Annotated in this window: 18 protein-coding genes; 2 read left to right on the forward strand and 16 right to left on the reverse strand. The window is 60.3% G+C overall.

Going from position 1 to position 18,945, the window contains the following annotated elements:
- Positions 1 to 481 precede the first annotated feature (481 nt).
- Positions 482 to 718: a DUF6555 family protein gene (locus AOA59_RS28900; RefSeq protein WP_017137532.1), complete on the reverse strand. Its 237-nt coding sequence runs from the start codon at positions 716 to 718 to the stop codon at positions 482 to 484.
- Positions 719 to 838: 120 nt separating this feature from the next.
- On the opposite strand from AOA59_RS28900, the gene AOA59_RS28905 reads away from it, so the two are divergent.
- Positions 839 to 1,672, forward strand: coding sequence for an arylamine N-acetyltransferase (locus tag AOA59_RS28905; RefSeq protein WP_099489863.1), 834 nt, complete (start codon positions 839 to 841; stop codon positions 1,670 to 1,672).
- Positions 1,673 to 1,796: 124 nt separating this feature from the next.
- Complete coding sequence (locus tag AOA59_RS28910; RefSeq protein WP_056861692.1) at positions 1,797 to 2,549, forward strand: outer membrane beta-barrel protein; 753 nt, start codon at positions 1,797 to 1,799, stop codon at positions 2,547 to 2,549.
- Positions 2,550 to 2,830: 281 nt separating this feature from the next.
- On the opposite strand, the gene AOA59_RS28915 is transcribed toward AOA59_RS28910, so the two are convergent.
- From AOA59_RS28915 to AOA59_RS28985, 15 genes are all read right to left on the reverse strand, one after another.
- Positions 2,831 to 3,145 (reverse strand): DNA-binding transcriptional regulator, encoded by a 315-nt coding sequence (locus AOA59_RS28915; RefSeq protein WP_065931182.1) that lies wholly within the window; start codon positions 3,143 to 3,145, stop codon positions 2,831 to 2,833.
- Positions 3,135 to 3,485 carry a toxin gene (locus AOA59_RS28920; protein ID WP_026013737.1) on the reverse strand — a complete coding sequence of 117 codons (351 nt, stop codon included), beginning with the start codon at positions 3,483 to 3,485 and terminating at the stop codon, positions 3,135 to 3,137. Before AOA59_RS28920 ends, AOA59_RS28915 begins: the two co-directional genes overlap by 11 nt.
- Before the next feature lie 238 nt (positions 3,486 to 3,723).
- Positions 3,724 to 5,187, reverse strand: coding sequence for an NADH-quinone oxidoreductase subunit NuoN (gene nuoN, locus AOA59_RS28925; protein ID WP_017137523.1), 1,464 nt, complete (start codon positions 5,185 to 5,187; stop codon positions 3,724 to 3,726).
- 7 nt (positions 5,188 to 5,194) lie between these two features.
- On the reverse strand, positions 5,195 to 6,727 hold the full coding sequence (gene nuoM, locus AOA59_RS28930) for an NADH-quinone oxidoreductase subunit M (RefSeq protein ID WP_017137522.1): 1,533 nt from the start codon (positions 6,725 to 6,727) through the stop codon (positions 5,195 to 5,197).
- Between the two features lie 64 nt (positions 6,728 to 6,791).
- Entirely contained in the window at positions 6,792 to 8,645 is a 1,854-nt protein-coding gene (gene nuoL / locus AOA59_RS28935; protein WP_069788243.1) for an NADH-quinone oxidoreductase subunit L, read from the reverse strand.
- The gene (gene nuoK, locus AOA59_RS28940; RefSeq protein ID WP_017137520.1) at positions 8,642 to 8,950 is read right to left on the reverse strand and encodes an NADH-quinone oxidoreductase subunit NuoK; all 309 of its coding nucleotides are present in this window, start codon (positions 8,948 to 8,950) and stop codon (positions 8,642 to 8,644) included. Before nuoK ends, nuoL begins: the two co-directional genes overlap by 4 nt.
- A gap of 2 nt (positions 8,951 to 8,952) precedes the next feature.
- The gene (gene nuoJ / locus AOA59_RS28945; RefSeq protein ID WP_017137519.1) at positions 8,953 to 9,456 is read right to left on the reverse strand and encodes an NADH-quinone oxidoreductase subunit J; all 504 of its coding nucleotides are present in this window, start codon (positions 9,454 to 9,456) and stop codon (positions 8,953 to 8,955) included.
- A gap of 9 nt (positions 9,457 to 9,465) precedes the next feature.
- Positions 9,466 to 10,014: an NADH-quinone oxidoreductase subunit NuoI gene (gene nuoI, locus AOA59_RS28950; RefSeq protein ID WP_003174725.1), complete on the reverse strand. Its 549-nt coding sequence runs from the start codon at positions 10,012 to 10,014 to the stop codon at positions 9,466 to 9,468.
- Positions 10,015 to 10,025: 11 nt separating this feature from the next.
- Positions 10,026 to 11,033 (reverse strand): NADH-quinone oxidoreductase subunit NuoH, encoded by a 1,008-nt coding sequence (gene nuoH, locus AOA59_RS28955; RefSeq protein ID WP_017137518.1) that lies wholly within the window; start codon positions 11,031 to 11,033, stop codon positions 10,026 to 10,028.
- Entirely contained in the window at positions 11,030 to 13,744 is a 2,715-nt protein-coding gene (gene nuoG, locus AOA59_RS28960) for an NADH-quinone oxidoreductase subunit NuoG (RefSeq protein WP_099489864.1), read from the reverse strand. The genes nuoH and nuoG overlap by 4 nt, the downstream gene beginning before the upstream one ends.
- A gap of 135 nt (positions 13,745 to 13,879) precedes the next feature.
- Positions 13,880 to 15,235: an NADH-quinone oxidoreductase subunit NuoF gene (nuoF, locus tag AOA59_RS28965; protein ID WP_099489865.1), complete on the reverse strand. Its 1,356-nt coding sequence runs from the start codon at positions 15,233 to 15,235 to the stop codon at positions 13,880 to 13,882.
- Positions 15,232 to 15,729 (reverse strand): NADH-quinone oxidoreductase subunit NuoE, encoded by a 498-nt coding sequence (gene nuoE, locus AOA59_RS28970; RefSeq protein ID WP_056861694.1) that lies wholly within the window; start codon positions 15,727 to 15,729, stop codon positions 15,232 to 15,234. The genes nuoF and nuoE overlap by 4 nt, the downstream gene beginning before the upstream one ends.
- Before the next feature lie 2 nt (positions 15,730 to 15,731).
- Positions 15,732 to 17,516, reverse strand: a complete 1,785-nt coding sequence (gene nuoC / locus AOA59_RS28975) for an NADH-quinone oxidoreductase subunit C/D (protein WP_017137515.1) — start codon at positions 17,514 to 17,516, stop codon at positions 15,732 to 15,734.
- Positions 17,517 to 17,587: 71 nt separating this feature from the next.
- Positions 17,588 to 18,262, reverse strand: coding sequence for an NADH-quinone oxidoreductase subunit B family protein (locus AOA59_RS28980; RefSeq protein ID WP_012724951.1), 675 nt, complete (start codon positions 18,260 to 18,262; stop codon positions 17,588 to 17,590).
- 10 nt (positions 18,263 to 18,272) lie between these two features.
- Positions 18,273 to 18,686 carry an NADH-quinone oxidoreductase subunit A gene (locus tag AOA59_RS28985; RefSeq protein WP_003219575.1) on the reverse strand — a complete coding sequence of 138 codons (414 nt, stop codon included), beginning with the start codon at positions 18,684 to 18,686 and terminating at the stop codon, positions 18,273 to 18,275.
- Between the last annotated feature and the right edge of the window lie 259 nt (positions 18,687 to 18,945).

Below are 18,945 nucleotides of genomic sequence, written 5' to 3' on the forward strand. Positions count from 1 at the left end.
TTGCTGTTGCTGTTGCTGTTGCTGTTGCTGTTGCTGTTGCTGTTGCTGTTGCTGTTGCTGTTGCTGTTGCTGTTGCTCTGGCCCTTACATCCTTTTCGATGACGAAGTCAGCGGTCTTTTGATCTGCGCTTTTGATCTTGATCTTGATCTAAAATCGCCCCGTCAAACACGATGGCCGGAATCTGACAGTGATTTGGGGGGTAAACCGGCAGGGATGCCGGTTTAGCCGCCCCGCGCCATGGATGGCGCGTGGCGGCGGCCCCCCAAATCACTGTCGGATTGCGGGCATGCCGAGCCACAGCGAGGCACCGAGTGTTGGGGCGTGTACCTTTTGGTTACTTTTGCGTCCTTGCAAAAGTGACCCGCCGTCAGGGCGGAACCCTAGGCCGCCGTTACCTAAATAACGGATATGCACACCACCACCAACACCCCCAAAAACCAAACCCCGCAAAAGCGGGGCCTGATCACATCCAAACGAAACCTACTTGGGCGGCACCCAGGTAACCTCGCTGATCCCAAACTTCTCCGCCCAGGGCCGGGTAGTTTTTTTGACCTGCTCATGCCCCACGCGCCCTATGCGGCTGACATGGGCAATATCGGCATCAACCGCCGCCCAATGCCACGCTTCAGCGTTATTCATCACTTCGGCGCGCACCACAAAGGATTTCGGTTGACCGTGCAGTTGATAGTGAATGGTGTAGATTTTTGCGGTACTCATGTTGCCTCCCTGTCTTGTTATAGATGGATAGGCGGGCTTTCTAAAAGGTTCACTCAAAATGACAAGCCGCACGCTGGCGCGGCATAGTGACGCACTCGTCACGCGCCCAAGGATCGCGCCATGTCCCGATTGACTCACAGCCAGCTCTACCTGCAGCGTCTGGGCTACGACTCGCCCCCGCCCCCAACGCTTAAAACCCTGCAGGACCTGCAACTGCGGCACGTCTGCACCTTCGCCTTTGAGAGCCTGTCGACATTGCTGCATGCTCCGGTGTCGATCGATCTGCCCAGCATTGAGCAAAAGGTCCTGCTGGACGGGCGTGGCGGTTACTGTTTCGAGCTTAACTATCTGTTCCTGGCGCTGTTGCAGGAGCTGGGTTTCGACGCCCGCGGGCTGACCGGTTGGGTGGTGATGGGCGGGCCGCCTGATGCACGTACCGGGCGCACCCATCGCCTGAGCCTGGTGACCCTGGACGGCGTGCGTTATGTCACCGATGTCGGCTTCGGCGGCATGGTGCCCAGCAGCCCGTTGCAGCTGGACACCGAGGTGCCCCAGGCCACCGCCCATGAACCTTATCGCCTGACCTTCAACGGTGCCGATTACACCCTGTGGGCGCTGGTGGGCGAGGAATGGCGAGGCTTATATGTGTTCGACCTGCAAGTGCAGGCCGATATCGACTACACCATCGGCAATTGGTACGTGTCGACGCACCCGGCTTCCGTTTTCGTCGGGCAACTGAAAGCTGCGCGGTTGGCGCCGGGTAAACGGCATACCTTGGCCAATGCCAATTACGCGGTTCATTGCCTTGACCAGCCCAGCGAAAAGCGCGCAGTCGAAAGTGCCGATGAGTTACTGGAATTGCTGCAGGGCACCTTCGGTATTTGTTTGCCGAAGCATCCGCAACTTCGCCAAGCCCTTGATAGCTTAGTAATGGCAAATTCTAGGGAGCCTTGAGCTAGAGCCTTCGCTGAACCGTTTTACCTTCATGTCAATGCAAATTAATTCGAACCTTTGGCAAACACCGAGGTTCGAACCGTTTCCTGAATAATTTGCTCACCAGACAAGGAGATGTAAAACGATGTCCAAGCTATTCGGAAAATTCCTCAAGGGTTCCTCGCTGCTGGCGCTGGTCACCGCGCCTGCTGTGGTGTTCGCCGCAGCACCGACTGGCCCGATTTCCGTCCTGGGCCTGCAGGGCAGCTATAACGACTTCAAACTCGAAGGTGGCAGCGAAAGCGACAAGGACCACATGCCCGAAGCGGGCCTGTTCTACAACTTCGGCAACAAGCTCACCGCCGAGTCCGGCTTTATTTACCAAGCCGGTATCGAAGCCAAATACGGCGAAAAAAGTAGCAATAAACTCAAGGAAGGCCAGGCTGACCTGGACCTTGGCTGGCGTGCCGCGCTGGACGCGCGCAACTTCGTCGACGTGATCGTCGGTGGTGGCTACAGCTGGACCCGTTACGAGCCGGACACCAACGATTACGACGTCAAGCTCACCAACAAATCGCCGTTCGCCAAGGCCGCGCTGGGTTACAACCACCAGTTCGATGACATGACCCTGCGCGTCGAAGCCGGTGCCCGCCGCACCATCGACGGCCGGGCCAAGCTCAAGGTCGATGGCCTGGGCAGCGACACGGTGGACCTCAAGGACCGCACCAACCCGTACGCCGAAGTCAGCCTGCTGATGAACCAGAAAGGTGACTTGCCGGTGATGGCGGGCCTGTATTACACGCGTACCGAATACAAGCTCGACGACGACTCCTATGTCGCCGACAACACCAAGCTCAAGCGCGACGAGTACGGTTTTAAAGTCGGTATCGCGTTCTAAGCGCACGCTTGAATGCGGGGCGGCCAACGCCCCGCATTCGATTGCCCGCCCAAGCCCTGCTGTTTGGCGAATTAAAAAGCGCGCCGATTGCCTGGTACGTACGTGATAACCGGCTTGGGGTTGGGCCGATCGGGTCGGGCATTACCCGCGAGCGGGGTGACTTTGTTTTTTGCTGGGAGCGCTGCGCGCTCCAACGCGGGGCAAGCCCGCTCGCCACAACAAGCCCGCTCGCCACAACCAGCCGTTCAGCACTGCAAGCCGGATTACCACGAGGTGCTTGTTTAGCCTAGTGCAGCCAGCTGTGCCACGGTTTCCGGAAAGCGCGCCACCAGCCGGATCAAGGTGGTGGCCTGGGCATTGGGCTTGGCCCGGCCTTGTTCCCAGTTTTCCAGGGTGCGCACGTTGGTGCGCAGGTACATGGCGAACACCGAGCGCGAGAGGTTGAGCTGTTGGCGCACGGCCACCACTTCGTCGGCGCTCAGGGGGGCCAGGTTGTTGAGATGGACCTTGTGGGTCCGCAGGGTGACTTTGCCTTGGCGCTCTTCGGCCAGGGCGTCGAAGCCTTCGACCAGTTCGGAAAAGATTTCACGTTTCATGATGTGTTCTCGCTTTGATTTCCCTGTCCAGCATGTGTTTTAGGGCTTTCTTGTGGTTGGGGGTAAGGTCGTCCTGTTCGTGTTTGCCGTACAGGGTGAACAACCAGAATTGCGTGCCGCCCGACCACCAGTAGTAAATGACCCGCAAGCCCCCGCGTTTGCCTTTGTTGCGTCGCTCGTCGACGAAACGGACCTTGCGCAACCCGCCGGTTCCCTCGATCACGTCGCCTGCTTGCGGGTTCTTCATCAACTCCTGTTGAAAGCCCTGGAATAGCTCGTCACTCAGATAGTCCCTGCGATGCCGTTCAAAGGCCGGCAATTCGATAAATAGAGCATCCATGTTCTGTACGTAGCCTGCGTATAGTGTGGTGGCCCACGCGCCTTGGGTCAAGTGACCGGGCTGTGGGAACTTTCCTAAAACGCAACCACCATAAGGCCGCCTTCAGCGAGTAGATGCCAGACGAATAGGTAGTAGATGAAGGAAATTTCTACAGTATGAGCAGGCGAAAGAATTGATCCTCAGAAACGCAAAACGGCGCCCGAAGGCGCCGTTTTGTTTACTGCTTCAATCTAAGCGATCAAACGCCCAGCACCGCGTGCTGCACCAGGGTGAGCAACGGTTGTGGGTATACGCCCAGGAAGAACGCGAGCAGGGCGATGGCCAGCAGCATCACGCCGCCTGCCTTCTGCTCCCAATGCAGCTCGGCGTCTACACGGCGCAGGTTTGGCTCGATCAGGTACAGGGTGACCATCACGCGCAGGTAGTAGAACACGCCGATGGCGCTGCCCAGTACCAACGACGCTACCAGCCACCATTCGTGGGCTTCAACACCGGTAGCCACGATGTAGAACTTGCCGATGAAGCCTGCGGTCAGCGGGATACCGGCCAGGGACAACATCATCACGGTGAGCACGGCGGTCAGGTACGGACGGCGCCAGAACAGGCCGCGGTATTCGTACAGGGCGTCGGCGTCACGGCCTTTGAACGGCGAGGACATCAGCGTGATTACGCCGAATGCGCCGAGGCTGGTGATTACGTAGGTAACCAGGTACACGCCCATGGCTTCCACGGCCAGGCCTTTGCTCGCCACCAAGGCGATCAGCAGGTAGCCGAAGTGCGCGATGGACGAGTAACCCAGCAGACGCTTGAGGTTGTTCTGGGTCAGGGCCAGCAGGTTACCGAACAGGATCGACGCAATGGCGATCACGGTCAGCACGGTGCTCAGCACGCCGGTGTTGGCCGCAGGCGAGATCTGGAACAAACGCACCATCACCGCAAACACGGCAACCTTCGACGCGGTGGCCAGGAACGCAGCCACTGGCGCCGGGGCGCCTTCGTACACGTCCGGGGTCCACAGGTGGAACGGCACCAGGGACAGCTTGAACGCCAGGCCGATCAACATCATCGCCAGGCCCAGTTGGGCAATCGGCGCGGGCATGTTGGTGGCCGCCAGGGCGTGACCGATACCGGTGAAGCTCAGGTTGCCGGCTTCGGCGTAGAGCAGGGCCATACCGAACAACAGGAATGCGGAACCGGCAGCCGACAGCACCATGTACTTGATGCCGGCTTCCAGGGAGCGCTTGTTGAAGAAGGCGTAGGCCACCAGGCCGTAAGTCGGGATCGACAGCAGTTCCAGGCCGATGAACAAGCCGGCCAGGTGCTGAGCGCTGACCAGCACGATGCCACCGGCCGCAGCCAGCAGAATCAGCAGGTACAGCTCTTCCTTGTTGCCTGGGTAGCCGGTGCCGCCTTCGCCGAGGTAGGCGTGGGCGAGGGTGACGCAGGCCAGGGTGGCAACCAGGATCAACGCGATGTACAGCAGCGCGAAGTCATCGACCATCATCAGCGGGGTCACGGCCAATGGCGCGACCTTGAGTGCCGGGATGATCGACAGCAGGGCCAGGTTAAGCCCGGCACAAGACAGCAGGAACGTTTGCGAATGATTGCGGCGCCAGGCGATTGCCAGCATCACCGCCACAACGGTGAGGCTGGTAATCAGCAGCGGCGCAAGCGCGATAAAGTGTTGGATCGTGAATTCCATAGCGCTCTTACCGGGCCGAAGCGAGTTGAGAGAAGGCGGTGCCGATCCACTGCTGCACGCCATGCATCGTCGCGGCAGAAGTGTCCAGGAACGGTTGCGGGTACACACCGATGTAGATCAGCAGCACCGCAAGGCCGAGCACCATGATCAGTTCGCGAGCATCCATCCCTTGCAGGACGGTGTCGGACTTGGCCGGGCCGAAGTAGGCGCGGTGGATCATGATCAGCGAGTAGACCGAACCAAACACCAGGCCCGAGGTAGCAATGGCGCTGATCCACGGCGTGTGCACGAACGAACCCATCAGGATCAGGAACTCGCCGATGAAGTTACCGGTGCCCGGCAAGCCCAGGGATGCGGCGGCGAAGAACAGGCTGATGGCCGGCAGGTACGCGATGCGCGACCACACGCCACCCATTTCACGCATGTCACGGGTGTGCAGGCGCTCGTACAGCTGACCACTGAGGATAAACAGTGCGGCGGCCGAAACACCGTGGGCCAGCATCTGGATCACTGCGCCTTGCAGCGCCAGCTGGCTGCCGGAGTAGATGCCGATCAATACGAAACCCATGTGGGAAACGGACGAGAAGGCAATCAGACGCTTGATGTCGGTTTGCGCAAAAGCCAGGAACGCACCGTAGAAGATCCCGATCAGACCCAGGGTCATGGCGATCGGCGCGAACTCGGCCGAGGCATTCGGGAACAGCGGCAGGGCGAAACGCAGCAGACCATAAGCAGCGGTCTTCAACAGGATACCGGCGAGGTCGACGGAACCTGCGGTCGGCGCCTGGGCGTGAGCATCAGGCAGCCAGGAGTGGAACGGCACCACCGGCAGCTTCACCGCGAAGGCGATAAAGAAGCCCAGCATCAGGATGTACTCGGTGGTCAGGGACATCTTGGTCTTCAACAGGTCGGCGTAGTTGAAGGTAATCACACCGGTGTTGTTGAAGTTGACCAGTACCAGACCCAGGATCGCCACCAACATGATCAGGCCGGAAGCCTGGGTGAAGATGAAGAACTTGGTCGCCGCGTAGATCCGGGTTTTCTTGCCGTCCGAAGAACTGTGACCCCAGAGCGCGATGAGGAAGTACATCGGCACCAGCATCATTTCCCAGAAGAAGAAGAACATGAACAGGTCCAGCGCCAGGAACACGCCGACAACGCCGCCCAAAATCCACATCAGGTTCAGGTGGAAGAAGCCCACGTGACGCTGAATTTCTTTCCAGGAGCAAAGTACCGAGAGGATACCCAGCAAGCCGGTCAGCAAAATCATCAACAGCGACAGGCCGTCGAGGGCCAGGTGCACGTTGATGCCGAAGCGCTGGATCCATACGTGCTTGAATTCGAGCGCGAAGGTTGGATCGACACCCGGTGCCGGAGCGAATGAATAGTCACCGTGCGCCCACAACCAGAGGCCGAGCGCGAGTTCCAGGGACATGGTCAGCAACGCAATCCAGCGGGGGAGGGTGGCGCCGAAGCGTTCACCCATCCAGCAGAGCAGGCCGCCGATAAAGGGGATCAGGATTAGCCAGGGCAGAATCATGACGGGCTCGTTTCCTTTTGCAAGTTCGCAAAGTAGGCAATGTTCGCAAGGTTCATAGACATGGTCATACCGCCACCACCACGATGGCGCCGATCACCAGCACGGCACCGACGGCCATGGAAGCTGCATACCAACGCAATTGGCCTGTCTCGCTGCGGCTCAGGGCGGTGTGACCGGCCTTGGCGGCGCGCGGGATCAAACCGATGGTCTGGTCGAGCGGGTCTTTGCGCAGAAGGTGGCTGATCGCAAGGTATGGCTTGACGAACAGTTTGTCGTAGATCCAGTCGAAGCCCCACGCAGCGAACCACCAGGCCGAGAGGAAGCGGCCAATGCCACTGTTGGCCACCGCCGTCACGAAGCGACGCTTGCCGAGGAACAGCAGGGCAGCCAGCAGGATACCTGCGATGGCGATGGCGCCCGAGGCGATTTCCAGGCTGTGCTTGGCAGCGCCACCGGCATGGCCGGCGCTTTCCGGCAGTACACCGGCCAGCGGCGGGGTGATCATGGCGCCGATGAAGGTAGACAGGATGATCAGCACCGACAGTGGCAACCAGTGGGAGATGCCGTGGCCTGCGTGTGCTTCGGTCTTGGCTTCACCGTGGAAGGTGATGAAGATCAGACGGAAGGTGTACAGCGAGGTCATGAACGCACCCACCAGGCCTGCATACAGCAGGTTCTGGTTACCGCTGGCGAAGGCTTCCCAGAGGATTTCGTCTTTCGAGTAGAAACCTGCGGTCACCAACGGCAGGGCTGCCAGGGCGGCACCACCGACAATGAAGCTGGCGTAGGCCAATGGCAGTTTCTTCCACAGGCCGCCCATCTTGAAGATGTTCTGCTCGTGGTGGCAGGCAACGATCACCGCACCGGATGCAAGGAACAGCAGGGCCTTGAAGAAGGCGTGGGTCATCAGGTGGAAGATCGCCGCGTCCCAGGCGCCGACGCCCAGGGCCAGGAACATGTAGCCGATCTGGCTCATGGTCGAGTAGGCGAGGATACGCTTGATGTCGGTCTGTACCAGCGCGGCGAAGCCCGCCAGAACCAGGGTCACACCACCGACCAGTCCTACAAGATGCAGGATTTCCGGCGCCAGGGTGAACAGGCCGTGGGTACGCGCGATCAGGTAGACACCGGCGGTTACCATGGTTGCAGCGTGGATCAGCGCCGACACCGGCGTAGGACCGGCCATCGCGTCCGCCAGCCAGGTTTGCAGCGGCAGTTGCGCGGATTTACCCACGGCGCCGCCCAGCAGCATCAGGGTTGCGAGGGTGATCCAGAAGTCGCCGACCTGGAATTTCTGCGGTGCCAGCACCAGCAGTTCCTGGATGTTCAGCGTGCCCACCTGTTGGAACAGGATAAACAGGCCGATGGCCATGAACACGTCGCCGATGCGGGTGACGATAAAGGCTTTGAGAGCCGCGTTACCGTTGTTGCGGTTGCTGTAGTAGAAACCGATCAACAGGTACGAGCACAGGCCCACGCCTTCCCAGCCGAAGTAAAGGAACAACAGGTTATCGCCGAGGACCAGGAACAGCATGCTGGCGATAAACAGGTTGGTGTACGAGAAGAAGCGCGAGTAGCCCGCTTCACCGCGCATGTACCAGGACGCGAACAGGTGGATCAGGAAGCCTACACCCACCACCACGCCGAGCATGGTGATCGACAGGCCGTCGACGTAGAGGGCGAAGTTGGGCTTGAAGCCGTCCACCGACATCCACTGCCACAGCACCAGGGTGTAGTGGCCGCCTTCCGGCGGCGCCACGTTGAATTGCCAGATGACGTAGGCGGCCACGATGGCCGACAGGCCAATGGAACCCACACCGATCAGGGCAGACAGGTTTTCCGACCAGCGTCCACGGGAGAACGACAGCAGCAGGAAACCGATCAGGGGAAATACGAAAGTCAGAAAGATCATGTTCATCCGCGCATCTCACTGGCAGCGTCGATATCAAGCGTGTGGAAGCGACGATACAGTTGCAGCAGGATCGCCAGGCCGATACTGGCCTCGGCGGCTGCCAGGCTGATCACCAGAATGAACATGACTTGCCCATCCGGCTGCGCCCATCGGCTACCTGCAACAACGAACGCCAGTGCGGCGGCGTTCATCATGATTTCCAGGCTCATCAACACGAACAGAATGTTACGGCGAACCATCAGGCCGACCAGGCCGAGGCAGAACAGGATGCCGGCGACCGCCAGACCATGCTCCAAAGGGATAGCAGGCATCGTCATTGCTCCTTGGCTTCGTTGCGGCCCAAGTGGAAGGCGGTGATGGCTGCCGCGAGCAGCAGCATCGAAGCCAGTTCGACCACCAGCAGGTACGGGCCGAACAGGCTGACGCCCACGGCTTTCGCGTCTACGGTGGTGTGGCCGATGGCCTGGCCGCTCTGGTGAGCGAACAGCACATACAGCAGTTCACCCAGCAGCAGCGCTGCCAGGATGACCGGGCCGAGCCAGATGCCGGGCTTGAGCCAGACGCGTTCCTGGGCGACCGAGGCCGGCCCCAGGTTGAGCATCATCACCACAAACACGAACAGCACCATGATGGCGCCGGCGTAGGCGATCACTTCCAGCACACCGGCGAACGGTGCGCCGAGGCTGAAAAACGTCATGGCCACGGCGATCAACGAAATGATCAGGTAGAGCAGGGCGTGCACAGGATTGGTGTTGGTGATCACGCGAAGCGTGGACACCACTGCAATACCGGACGCGAAATAGAAAGCGAATTCCATCTTTCTTCCTTAAGGCAGCAAGCTCTTCACGTTGATCGGCTCGGCTTCGTTTTGTGCGGCGCCCTTGGGCTTACCGGCAACGGCCATACCTGCAACACGATAGAAGTTGTAATCAGGGTTTTTACCGGGACCAGAGATCAGCAAATCTTCTTTCTCGTACACCAGGTCCTGACGTTTGAACTCGGCCATCTCGAAATCCGGTGTCAGCTGGATCGCGGTGGTCGGGCAAGCTTCCTCGCAGAGGCCGCAGAAAATGCAGCGCGAGAAGTTGATGCGGAAGAAGTCCGGGTACCAGCGACCGTCTTCGGTTTCAGCTTTCTGCAGGGAGATGCAACCCACCGGGCACGCCACGGCGCACAGGTTGCAGGCTACACAACGCTCTTCGCCATCGGGGTCGCGGGTCAGTACGATGCGGCCGCGATAACGCGGCGGCAGGTACACCGCTTCTTCCGGGTATTGCAAGGTGTCGCGTTTGCGAAAGCCGTGACCGAACACCATCACCAGGCTTCGCAACTGGGTACCGGTACCCTTAACGATGTCGCCAATATATTTGAACATGGGTCAAATCCTCACTGAACCGCGCCGGCTGGCGTGTTCAACAACACAACGGCAGCCGTCACCAGCAAATTGATCAGGGTCAGCGGCAGGCAGAAGCGCCAGCTGAAATCCATCACCTGGTCGTATCGTGGACGCGGAATGGAAGCGCGCAGCAGGATAAACAACATGATGAAGAACGCGGTCTTCAGGAAGAACCAGAAGAACGCCAACTGCGGCAGGATGCCGAACGGACCGTGCCAGCCGCCGAAGAACAGCGTGACCAGCAGGGCCGAGATCAAGATGATGCCGATGTACTCACCCACAAAGAACATGCCCCATTTCATGCCGGCGTATTCAATGTGGTAACCGTCGGCCAGTTCCTGTTCTGCTTCCGGCTGGTCGAACGGGTGACGGTGAGTCACGGCGACGCCAGCAATGAAGAAGGTGCAGAAGCCGAAGAACTGCGGAATGATGAACCACAGGTTCTGCGCCTGGTACTCGACGATGTCGCGCATGTTGAACGAGCCGACCTGCACCACGATGCCCATCAGCGCCAGGCCCATAAACACTTCGTAGGACACGGTCTGGGCCGAGGCCCGCAAGCTGCCCAACAGGGCGAACTTGTTGTTGCTCGACCAACCGGCGAACAGCACCGCGTAGACCGACAAACCGGCCATGGCGAAGAAGAACAGCAAGCCGATGTTCAGGTCCGCCACGCCCCAGGTCGGGGTGATCGGGATGATCGCGAAGGCGATCAGCAAGGCGCTCATGGCCACGACCGGTGCCAGGGTGAAGATCACCTTGTCGGCAAACGGCGGGGTCCAGTCTTCCTTGAAGAACATTTTCAGCATGTCGGCGGCGATCTGGAACATGCCGAATGGGCCAACGCGGTTCGGACCGTAACGGTCCTGCCACCAGCCCAGCAGGCGACGTTCGACGAAGCTGAGCAGGGCGCCCGCAACGACCACGGCCAACAGGATCACGATGGCCTTGACCACCGAGATGATCACGTCAATTACTTCCGGCGTGAACCAAGTCATTGCGCTGCCTCCTGCAGACCGTCAACGGTTTTGCCGAAAATCGCAGGCGGAATACCCGCCAGGCCTTTAGGCAGTGCAACCAGGCCAGCACCCAACTCATCGTTGATGCGCAGCGGCAGACGCAGGGTCTGGCCAGCCACGTTCAGGCTGAGCAGGGCACCGTCGTTGACGCCCAGGCGGTCGGCTTCGGACTTGGCCACCGACACGTAGGCTTCAGGAATGCGACTTTGCACCGGCGCGGCTTTGGAAGAGGTCTCTTCGCTGCCGAACAGGTGGAAGAACGGCACAACCTGCCAGGTGCCCTGGGCCGGGTTGAACGGACGCGGTACCGCAGCGAACCAGTTCAGCGAATCCCCGGTGCTTTCGATCAGGCGGGTGCCCGGGTCGCCAGCGCGGATGTGACCACCGACTTCGTCCTGGAACTTGTTCCAGGCTTGCGGCGAGTTCCAGCCCGGCGACCAGGCAAATGGCACCTGCTGACGTGGCTCGACCGAGCCCGAGTAACCTTCCATGGAGAAGGCGAACGCGGTGTCCGGGTCTTGCGGGGTACGCGGTTCGTGCACACTGATGTCGGCGCGCATGGCCGTACGGCCGGAGTAACGCAGCGGTTCACGGGCCAGTTTCATGCCCTTGATGCGGAACGAGGCGGACGGCGCAGCGTCGACGATACGGGCCAGCTGCGGGGCGCTTGCGGCAGCAGCAGCGGTCACGTGGTCAAGTTGGGTCCAGTCGATCGGTTGATTCAGCAGGGTCGCGCGCAGGGCATGCAGCCAGCGCCAGCCTTCGTGAACCAGGATGCTGGCGTCCATGTACTTCGGATCGAACACCTGGAAGAAGCGTTGGGCGCGGCCTTCCTGGCTGACCAGCGTACCGTCGCCTTCGGCGAAGGTGGCGGCTGGCAGTACCAGGTCGGCACGCTCGCTGGTGGCGGTCTTCTGGTGGTCGGCCACGATCAGCACTTTGGCGGCGTCCAGCGCAGCGTCGACCTTGGCCGAATCGGTGCGGGTGTACAGGTCGTTTTCCAGCACCACGATGGCGTCGGCATTGCCGTCGATCACCGCTTGCAGGGCGGTGTCCAGGGACTCGCCACCGAGCATCGCCAGGCCGAGGCTGTTGGCTTCCGGCACGACCAGGCTGATGGAACCGTTCTTGTCGCGCAGCTTCAAGGCCTTCGCGATGTTCGCAGCAGCCTCAATCAGTGCCTTGGAACCCAACGAGGTACCGGCAATGATCAATGGGCGCTTGGCCGCGAGCAGGGCGTCGGCGATGCGCTGGGCCAGTTCAACGGCTTCAGTGTCCAGGCCGTCGACGGCAGGCGCGCTGGCGTCGAGGGCGTGGGCCACGGCGAAACCGATGCGAGCCAGGTCATCCGGCGCTGCGTGAACGCATTCTTCGGCGATGTCGTCGAGCTTGGTTTCAGCCAGGCTCGCGATAAACAGCGGGTTCAGCGCGTGCTGGCCGATGTTTTTTACGGCGGCGTCGAGCCAAGGCTGAACGCGCATGGCGTCGGCCATGTCTTCGGCCTTGCCTTTGACCGACTGACGCAGCGACAGCGCAATACGCGCGGCGGTCTGGGTCAGGTCTTCGCCGAGGACGAAGATCGCATCGTGGTCTTCGATGTCGCGCATGTTCGGCACTGGCAGCGGGCTGTCGTTCAGCACTTGCAGGACCAGGCGGATGCGCTCCAGCTCACCGGCTTCGATACCGGAGTAGAAGTGCTCGGCACCGACCAGCTCGCGCAACGCGTAGTTGCTTTCGAGGCTGGCACGCGGCGAACCGATACCGACGATGTTGCGGCCGCGCAGCAGGTCGGCGGCTTTATCCAGCGCGTCGTCCAGGCTCAGCTTGGCGCCACCGGCCAACAGCGGCTGGCGTGGGCGGTCTTCGCGGTTGACGTAGCCGTAGCCGAAACGGCCACGGTCGCACAGGAAGTACTGGTTGACCGAACCGTTGAAGCGGTTTTCGATACGACGCAGTTCGCCGTAGCGCTCGCCCGGGGAAATGTTGCAACCGCTGGAGCAGCCATGGCAGATGCTCGGCGAGAACTGCATGTCCCACTTACGGTTGTAGCGCTCGGAGTGAGTCTTGTCGGTGAACACACCGGTCGGGCAGACCTCGGTGAGGTTGCCGGAGAACTCGCTTTCGAGCACGCCGTCTTCAACGCGACCGAAGTACACGTTGTCATGGGCGCCGAAGACGCCCAGGTCGGTGCCGCCGGCGTAGTCTTTATAGAAACGCACGCAACGGTAGCAGGCGATACAGCGGTTCATTTCGTGGGAAATGAACGGGCCGAGGTCCTGGTTCTGGTGGGTGCGTTTGGTGAAGCGATAACGGCGCTCGTTGTGGCCGGTCATCACCGTCATGTCTTGCAGGTGGCAGTGACCGCCTTCCTCACAGACCGGGCAGTCGTGCGGGTGGTTGGTCATCAGCCATTCGACGACACTGGCGCGGAACGCCTTGGATTCTTCATCTTCGATGGAGATCCAGGTGTTGTCGGTGGCTGGGGTCATGCAGGACATGACGATACGACCACGGGTGTCGTTCTCGTCGGTGTACTGCTTGACCGCGCACTGGCGACAGGCACCAACGCTACCAAGCGCGGGGTGCCAGCAGAAATACGGGATGTCGAGGCCTAGTGAGAGACATGCCTGTAACAGGTTGTCTGCCCCATCGACTTCGAGCGCTTTGCCGTCTACGTGGATAGTGGCCATGGTTCAAAGTTCTTCGTTGGCCCGTTGTCAGCGGGCGTGGCTAATGGAATCTTGTTATTCATGGGCATCAACACAGCCTTTACGGCGTCAGCCCATGAGAAAGCGAAGGGCACGGACCCTTCGCCCTTTAAAGCGTTACGCGCCGACTACGATCGGCCTTGCCAGAGGCGGGACGGCGGCGCTGACAGGCGCGATGCCGGCTTCGAACTCCGAGCGGAAGTATTTGATTGCGCTGCCCAATGGCTCCACGGCGCCCGGTGCGTGAGCACAGAAGGTCTTGCCAGGGCCGAGGAAGCCGACCAGACCCAGCAGGGTCTCGATGTCGCCTGGCTGGCCTTCACCGTTCTCGATCGCCATCAAGAGTTTGACGCTCCAGGGCAAGCCGTCACGGCACGGGGTGCAGAAGCCGCAGGATTCACGGGCAAAGAACTGCTCCATGTTGCGCAGCAACGAAACCATGTTCACGGTGTTGTCCACCGCCATCGCCAGGCCGGTGCCCATCCGGGTGCCGACCTTGCCGATGCCGCCGGCATACATTTGTGCGTCGAGGTGCTCGGGGAGCAGGAAGCCGGTACCGGCGCCACCTGGCTGCCAGGCTTTCAAGGTGTAGCCGTCGCGCATGCCGCCGGCGTAGTCCTCGAACAGCTCGCGTGCGGTCACGCCGAACGGCAGCTCCCACAGGCCAGGGTTCTTGACCTTGCCGGAGAAGCCCATGAGCTTGGTGCCCATGTCTTCGCTGCCTGCGCGGGCCAATGATTTGTACCAGTCGACGCCGTCGGCGATGATCGCCGGCACGTTGCACAGGGTTTCAACGTTGTTCACGCAAGTCGGCTTGCCCCACACGCCGACGGCGGCAGGGAAGGGCGGCTTGGAGCGCGGGTTGGCGCGGCGGCCTTCGAGGGAGTTGATCAGTGCGGTTTCTTCACCGCAGATGTAACGCCCGGCGCCGGTGTGCACGAACAGTTCGAAGTCAAAACCCGAACCGAGGATGTTCTTGCCCAACAGGCCGGCGGCCTTGGCTTCTTCCACAGCACGGTTGAGGTGCTTGGCGGCGGTGGTGTATTCGCCACGCAGGAAGATGTAGCCCCGGTAGGTTTTCAGCGCGCGAGCACTGATCAGCATGCCTTCGATCAGCAGATGGGGCAGTTGCTCCATCAGCATGCGGTCTTTCCAGGTGTTGGGCTCCATCTCGTCCGCGTTGCACAGCAGGTAGCGGATATTGATGGATTCGTCTTTGGGCATCAGGCCCCACTTCACACCGGTGGGGAAGCCTGCACCGCCGCGGCCTTTGAGGCCGGCGTCTTTGACGGTCTGGACGATATCGTCCTGGGCCATGTCGGCGAAGGCTTTGCGCGCCGCCGCGTAACCGTTCTTGGCCTGGTACTCGTCGAGCCATACCGGCTCGCCGTCGTCACGCAGGCGCCAGGTCAGCGGGTGGGTCTCAGGCGAACGCTTGATCAGGTTGGCCGGGCCGAAAGATGTAAGGGTCATGGGTAGCCCTCAAGCAATTGGGTGACGCCAGCAGGCTGCACGTCACCGAATGTGTCGTCGTCGATCATCAACGCCGGCGCCTTGTCGCAGTTGCCCAGGCAGCACACCGGCAGCAGCGTGAAGCGGCCGTCCGCAGTGGTTTGGCCCAGGCCTATGCCCAGCTTGTTCTGGATCTCGCTGACCACCGATTCGTGGCCGCCGATGTAGCAGACCATGCTGTCGCACACGCGAATGATGTGGCGGCCGACCGGCTGGCGGAAGATCTGGCTGTAGAACGTGGCCACCCCTTCAACGTCGCTGGCGGGAATGCCGAGGATCTCGCCGATGGCGTAGAGGGCGCCGTCCGGCACCCAGCCACGTTCCTTCTGGACGATCTTCAAGGCTTCGATCGACGCCGCGCGCGGGTCTTCGTAGTGATGCAGCTCGTGCTCGATGGCCGAGCGCTCGGTTTCACTCAAAGTGAAACGATCTGTTTGGATAAGCGTGCTGTTCATGCTTAGCGGTCCACGTCGGCCATAACGAAATCGATACTACCCAGGTACGCAATCAAATCCGCGACCATCTCGCCTTTGATCACCGAAGGGATCTGCTGCAAGTGGGCAAAGCTTGGGGTACGAATCCGGGTGCGGTAGCTCATGGTGCCGCCATCGCTCGTCAGGTAATAACTGTTGATACCCTTGGTCGCTTCGATCATCTGGAAGGATTCGTTGGCCGGCATCACCGGGCCCCACGAAACCTGCAGGAAGTGCGTGATCAGGGTTTCGATGTGCTGCAGCGTGCGCTCTTTGGGCGGCGGCGTGGTCAGCGGGTGATCCGCCTTGTAGGGACCTGCCGGCATGTTGCGCATGCACTGCTCGATGATCTTCAGGCTCTGGCGCATTTCTTCAACGCGCACGATGCAACGGTCGTAGGCATCGCCATTGGCCGCCAGCGGCACTTCGAACTCGAAGTTCTCGTAGCCCGAGTAGGGGCGTGCTTTACGCAGGTCGAAGTCGCAACCGGTGGAACGCAGGCCGGCACCGGTGACGCCCCATTCCAGGGCTTCTTTGGTGTTGTACTGCGCGACGCCGATGGTACGGCCCTTGAGGATGCTGTTGTCCAGCGCAGCCTTTTGGTACTCGTCCAGACGCTTGGGCATCCAGTCGATGAATTCCTTGACCAGGCGCTCCCAGCCGTTCGGCAGGTCGTGGGCCACACCGCCGATGCGGTACCACGCCGGGTGCAGGCGGAAACCGGTGATGGCTTCGATAACCTTGTAGGCGCGCTGACGGTCGGTGAAGGTGAAGAACACCGGGGTCATGGCGCCGACGTCCTGGATGTAAGTACCCAGGAACAGCAGGTGGCTGGTGATCCGGAAGAACTCGGCCATCATGATGCGGATGGTGTCGACGCGGTCCGGTACCTTGATACCGGCCAGCTTCTCGACCGACAGCACGTACGGCAGGTTGTTCATCACGCCGCCGAGGTAGTCGATACGGTCGGTGTACGGGATGAAGCTGTGCCACGACTGGCGCTCGGCCATCTTCTCGGCACCACGGTGGTGGTAGCCGATGTCCGGCACGCAGTCGACGATTTCTTCGCCGTCCAGTTGCAGGATGATCCGGAAGGCACCGTGAGCCGAAGGGTGGTTCGGGCCCAGGTTGAGGAACATGTAGTCCTCGTTGGTGCCGGAGCGCTTCATGCCCCAGTCTTCCGGACGGAAGCGTGCAGCCTCTTCTTCAAGCTGCTGCTTGGCGAGGTTGAGGCTGAACGGGTCGAATTCGGTGGCGCGCGCCGGGAAGTCCTTGCGCAGCGGGTGACCTTCCCAGGTCGGCGGCATCATGATGCGCGTCAGGTGCGGGTGGCCCGGGAAGTCGATGCCGAACATGTCCCAGACTTCACGCTCGTACCAGCTGGCGTTCGGCCAGATACCGGTGACGGTCGGGATGCTCAAGTCGCTTTCGGACAGCGCGACCTTGATCATCACGTCGCTGTTACGTTCCAGCGACATCAAGTGGTAGAACACGGTGAAATCGGCGCCGCTCGGCAGGCCTTGACGCTTGGTGCGCAGACGCTCGTCCACGCCATGCAGGTCATAGAGCATGACGTACGGCTTGGGCAGGTTGCGCAGGAAGCTCAGGACTTCGACGAGCTTGGCGCGCGCCACCCACAGCACCGGCATACCGGTGCGTGTGGCCTGGGCGGTAAAGGCGTCAGGGCCAAAACGGTTATTGAGTTCGACAACCACATCCTGGTCGTCTGCCTTATAAGGCGGGATATACAGAGCACTGCCTGTAGTCATGGTTTTTTATCGCTTTCGGTCAACGTAAAGAATGAAGCCAGGTTTTCGTTCTATAAAAGAAGCGGGCTGGATCAGACTTCGTCGGGGCTGCGCAGGTTGGTGACTGCGATTCGCTGTTCGCGGCGCTGTTCCTTTTGTGACGGCATCTCGGCGCGATAAACGCCTTGATCACCGACCACCCAGGAAAGCGGACGACGCTCCTTGCCAATCGACTCCTGCAACAGCATCAAGCCTTGCAGAAAAGCTTCAGGGCGAGGCGGGCAGCCAGGCACGTAGACGTCCACGGGCAGGAACTTGTCCACCCCTTGAACGACGGAGTAGATGTCGTACATGCCACCGGAGTTGGCGCACGAACCCATGGAGATAACCCACTTCGGCTCGAGCATTTGCTCGTAGAGGCGCTGAATGATCGGCGCCATCTTGATAAAGCAGGTGCCGGCGATAACCATGAAATCCGCCTGGCGCGGTGATGCCCGGATAACTTCGGCGCCAAAGCGCGCGATGTCGTGGGGCGCCGTGAAGGCGGTGGTCATTTCCACGTAGCAGCACGAAAGGCCGAAGTTGTACGGCCACAGGGAGTTTTTACGCCCCCAGTTGACCGCGCCACTCAGCACGTCTTCGAGTTTGCCCATGTAGATGTTTTTGTGGACTTGATCTTCTAACGGATCGGAAACGGTTTCCCGTTCGCCGATAGGGTACTGATCGTTAGGAGCATCCGGGTCGATCCTGGTGAGATTGTATTGCATCGCCAAAGCCTCATTGTTTCAGCTTCGCTTGCCGCTTACGACGAGCTTCCGGAGCCCAGTCAAGGGCGCCCACTCGGAATAGGTAGACAAGGCCTGCCAACAGAATTGCTATGAAAACGAGGGCTTCGACGAATCCGGTCCAGCCGCTTTCGCGGACGGACACAGACCAGGCAAAGAGAAAGAGGGCTTCGATATCGAAGATCACGAACAGCATCGCGACCAGATAGAATTTGGCTGAGAGCCGCAAGCGGGCGCCACCTGTAGGCAGCATGCCGGACTCGAACGGTTCATTTTTGCTGCGGCCCCAGGCTTTTGACCCAAGGAGGCTGGAGACGCCGAGCATGAAGGCACAAAGGCCCACAACACCGAGGAGGAAAATGGCAAAGCCCCAGTTGTGGGCCATGAGTCCTGTCGCTTCGGTCATGCTGGAAATCCTTAACAGAGAGCAAAGGTCTCTGAGCTCGAAAAAGTAACGATGCAGTGACGATATGTCGCAGCGCAATCAATCGCGGTGATTTTATGGCTAAACACCGGGCAAGTAAAATTCCTGTAGCGAAATTATTCGATGGAATAAGCACATAGTGCACCTTCTTGGGGCTGTAGCCCTTGTGGGCCGGGGATTAGCGGGCATTTAATCAAATGTGTTTTGTTTAAGCGGTAAAGAAGTTTTCATAGGCTAAATG

The sequence above is a fragment of the Pseudomonas sp. 2822-15 genome (genome assembly GCF_002742515.1).
Lineage (GTDB): Bacteria > Pseudomonadota > Gammaproteobacteria > Pseudomonadales > Pseudomonadaceae > Aquipseudomonas > Aquipseudomonas salomonii.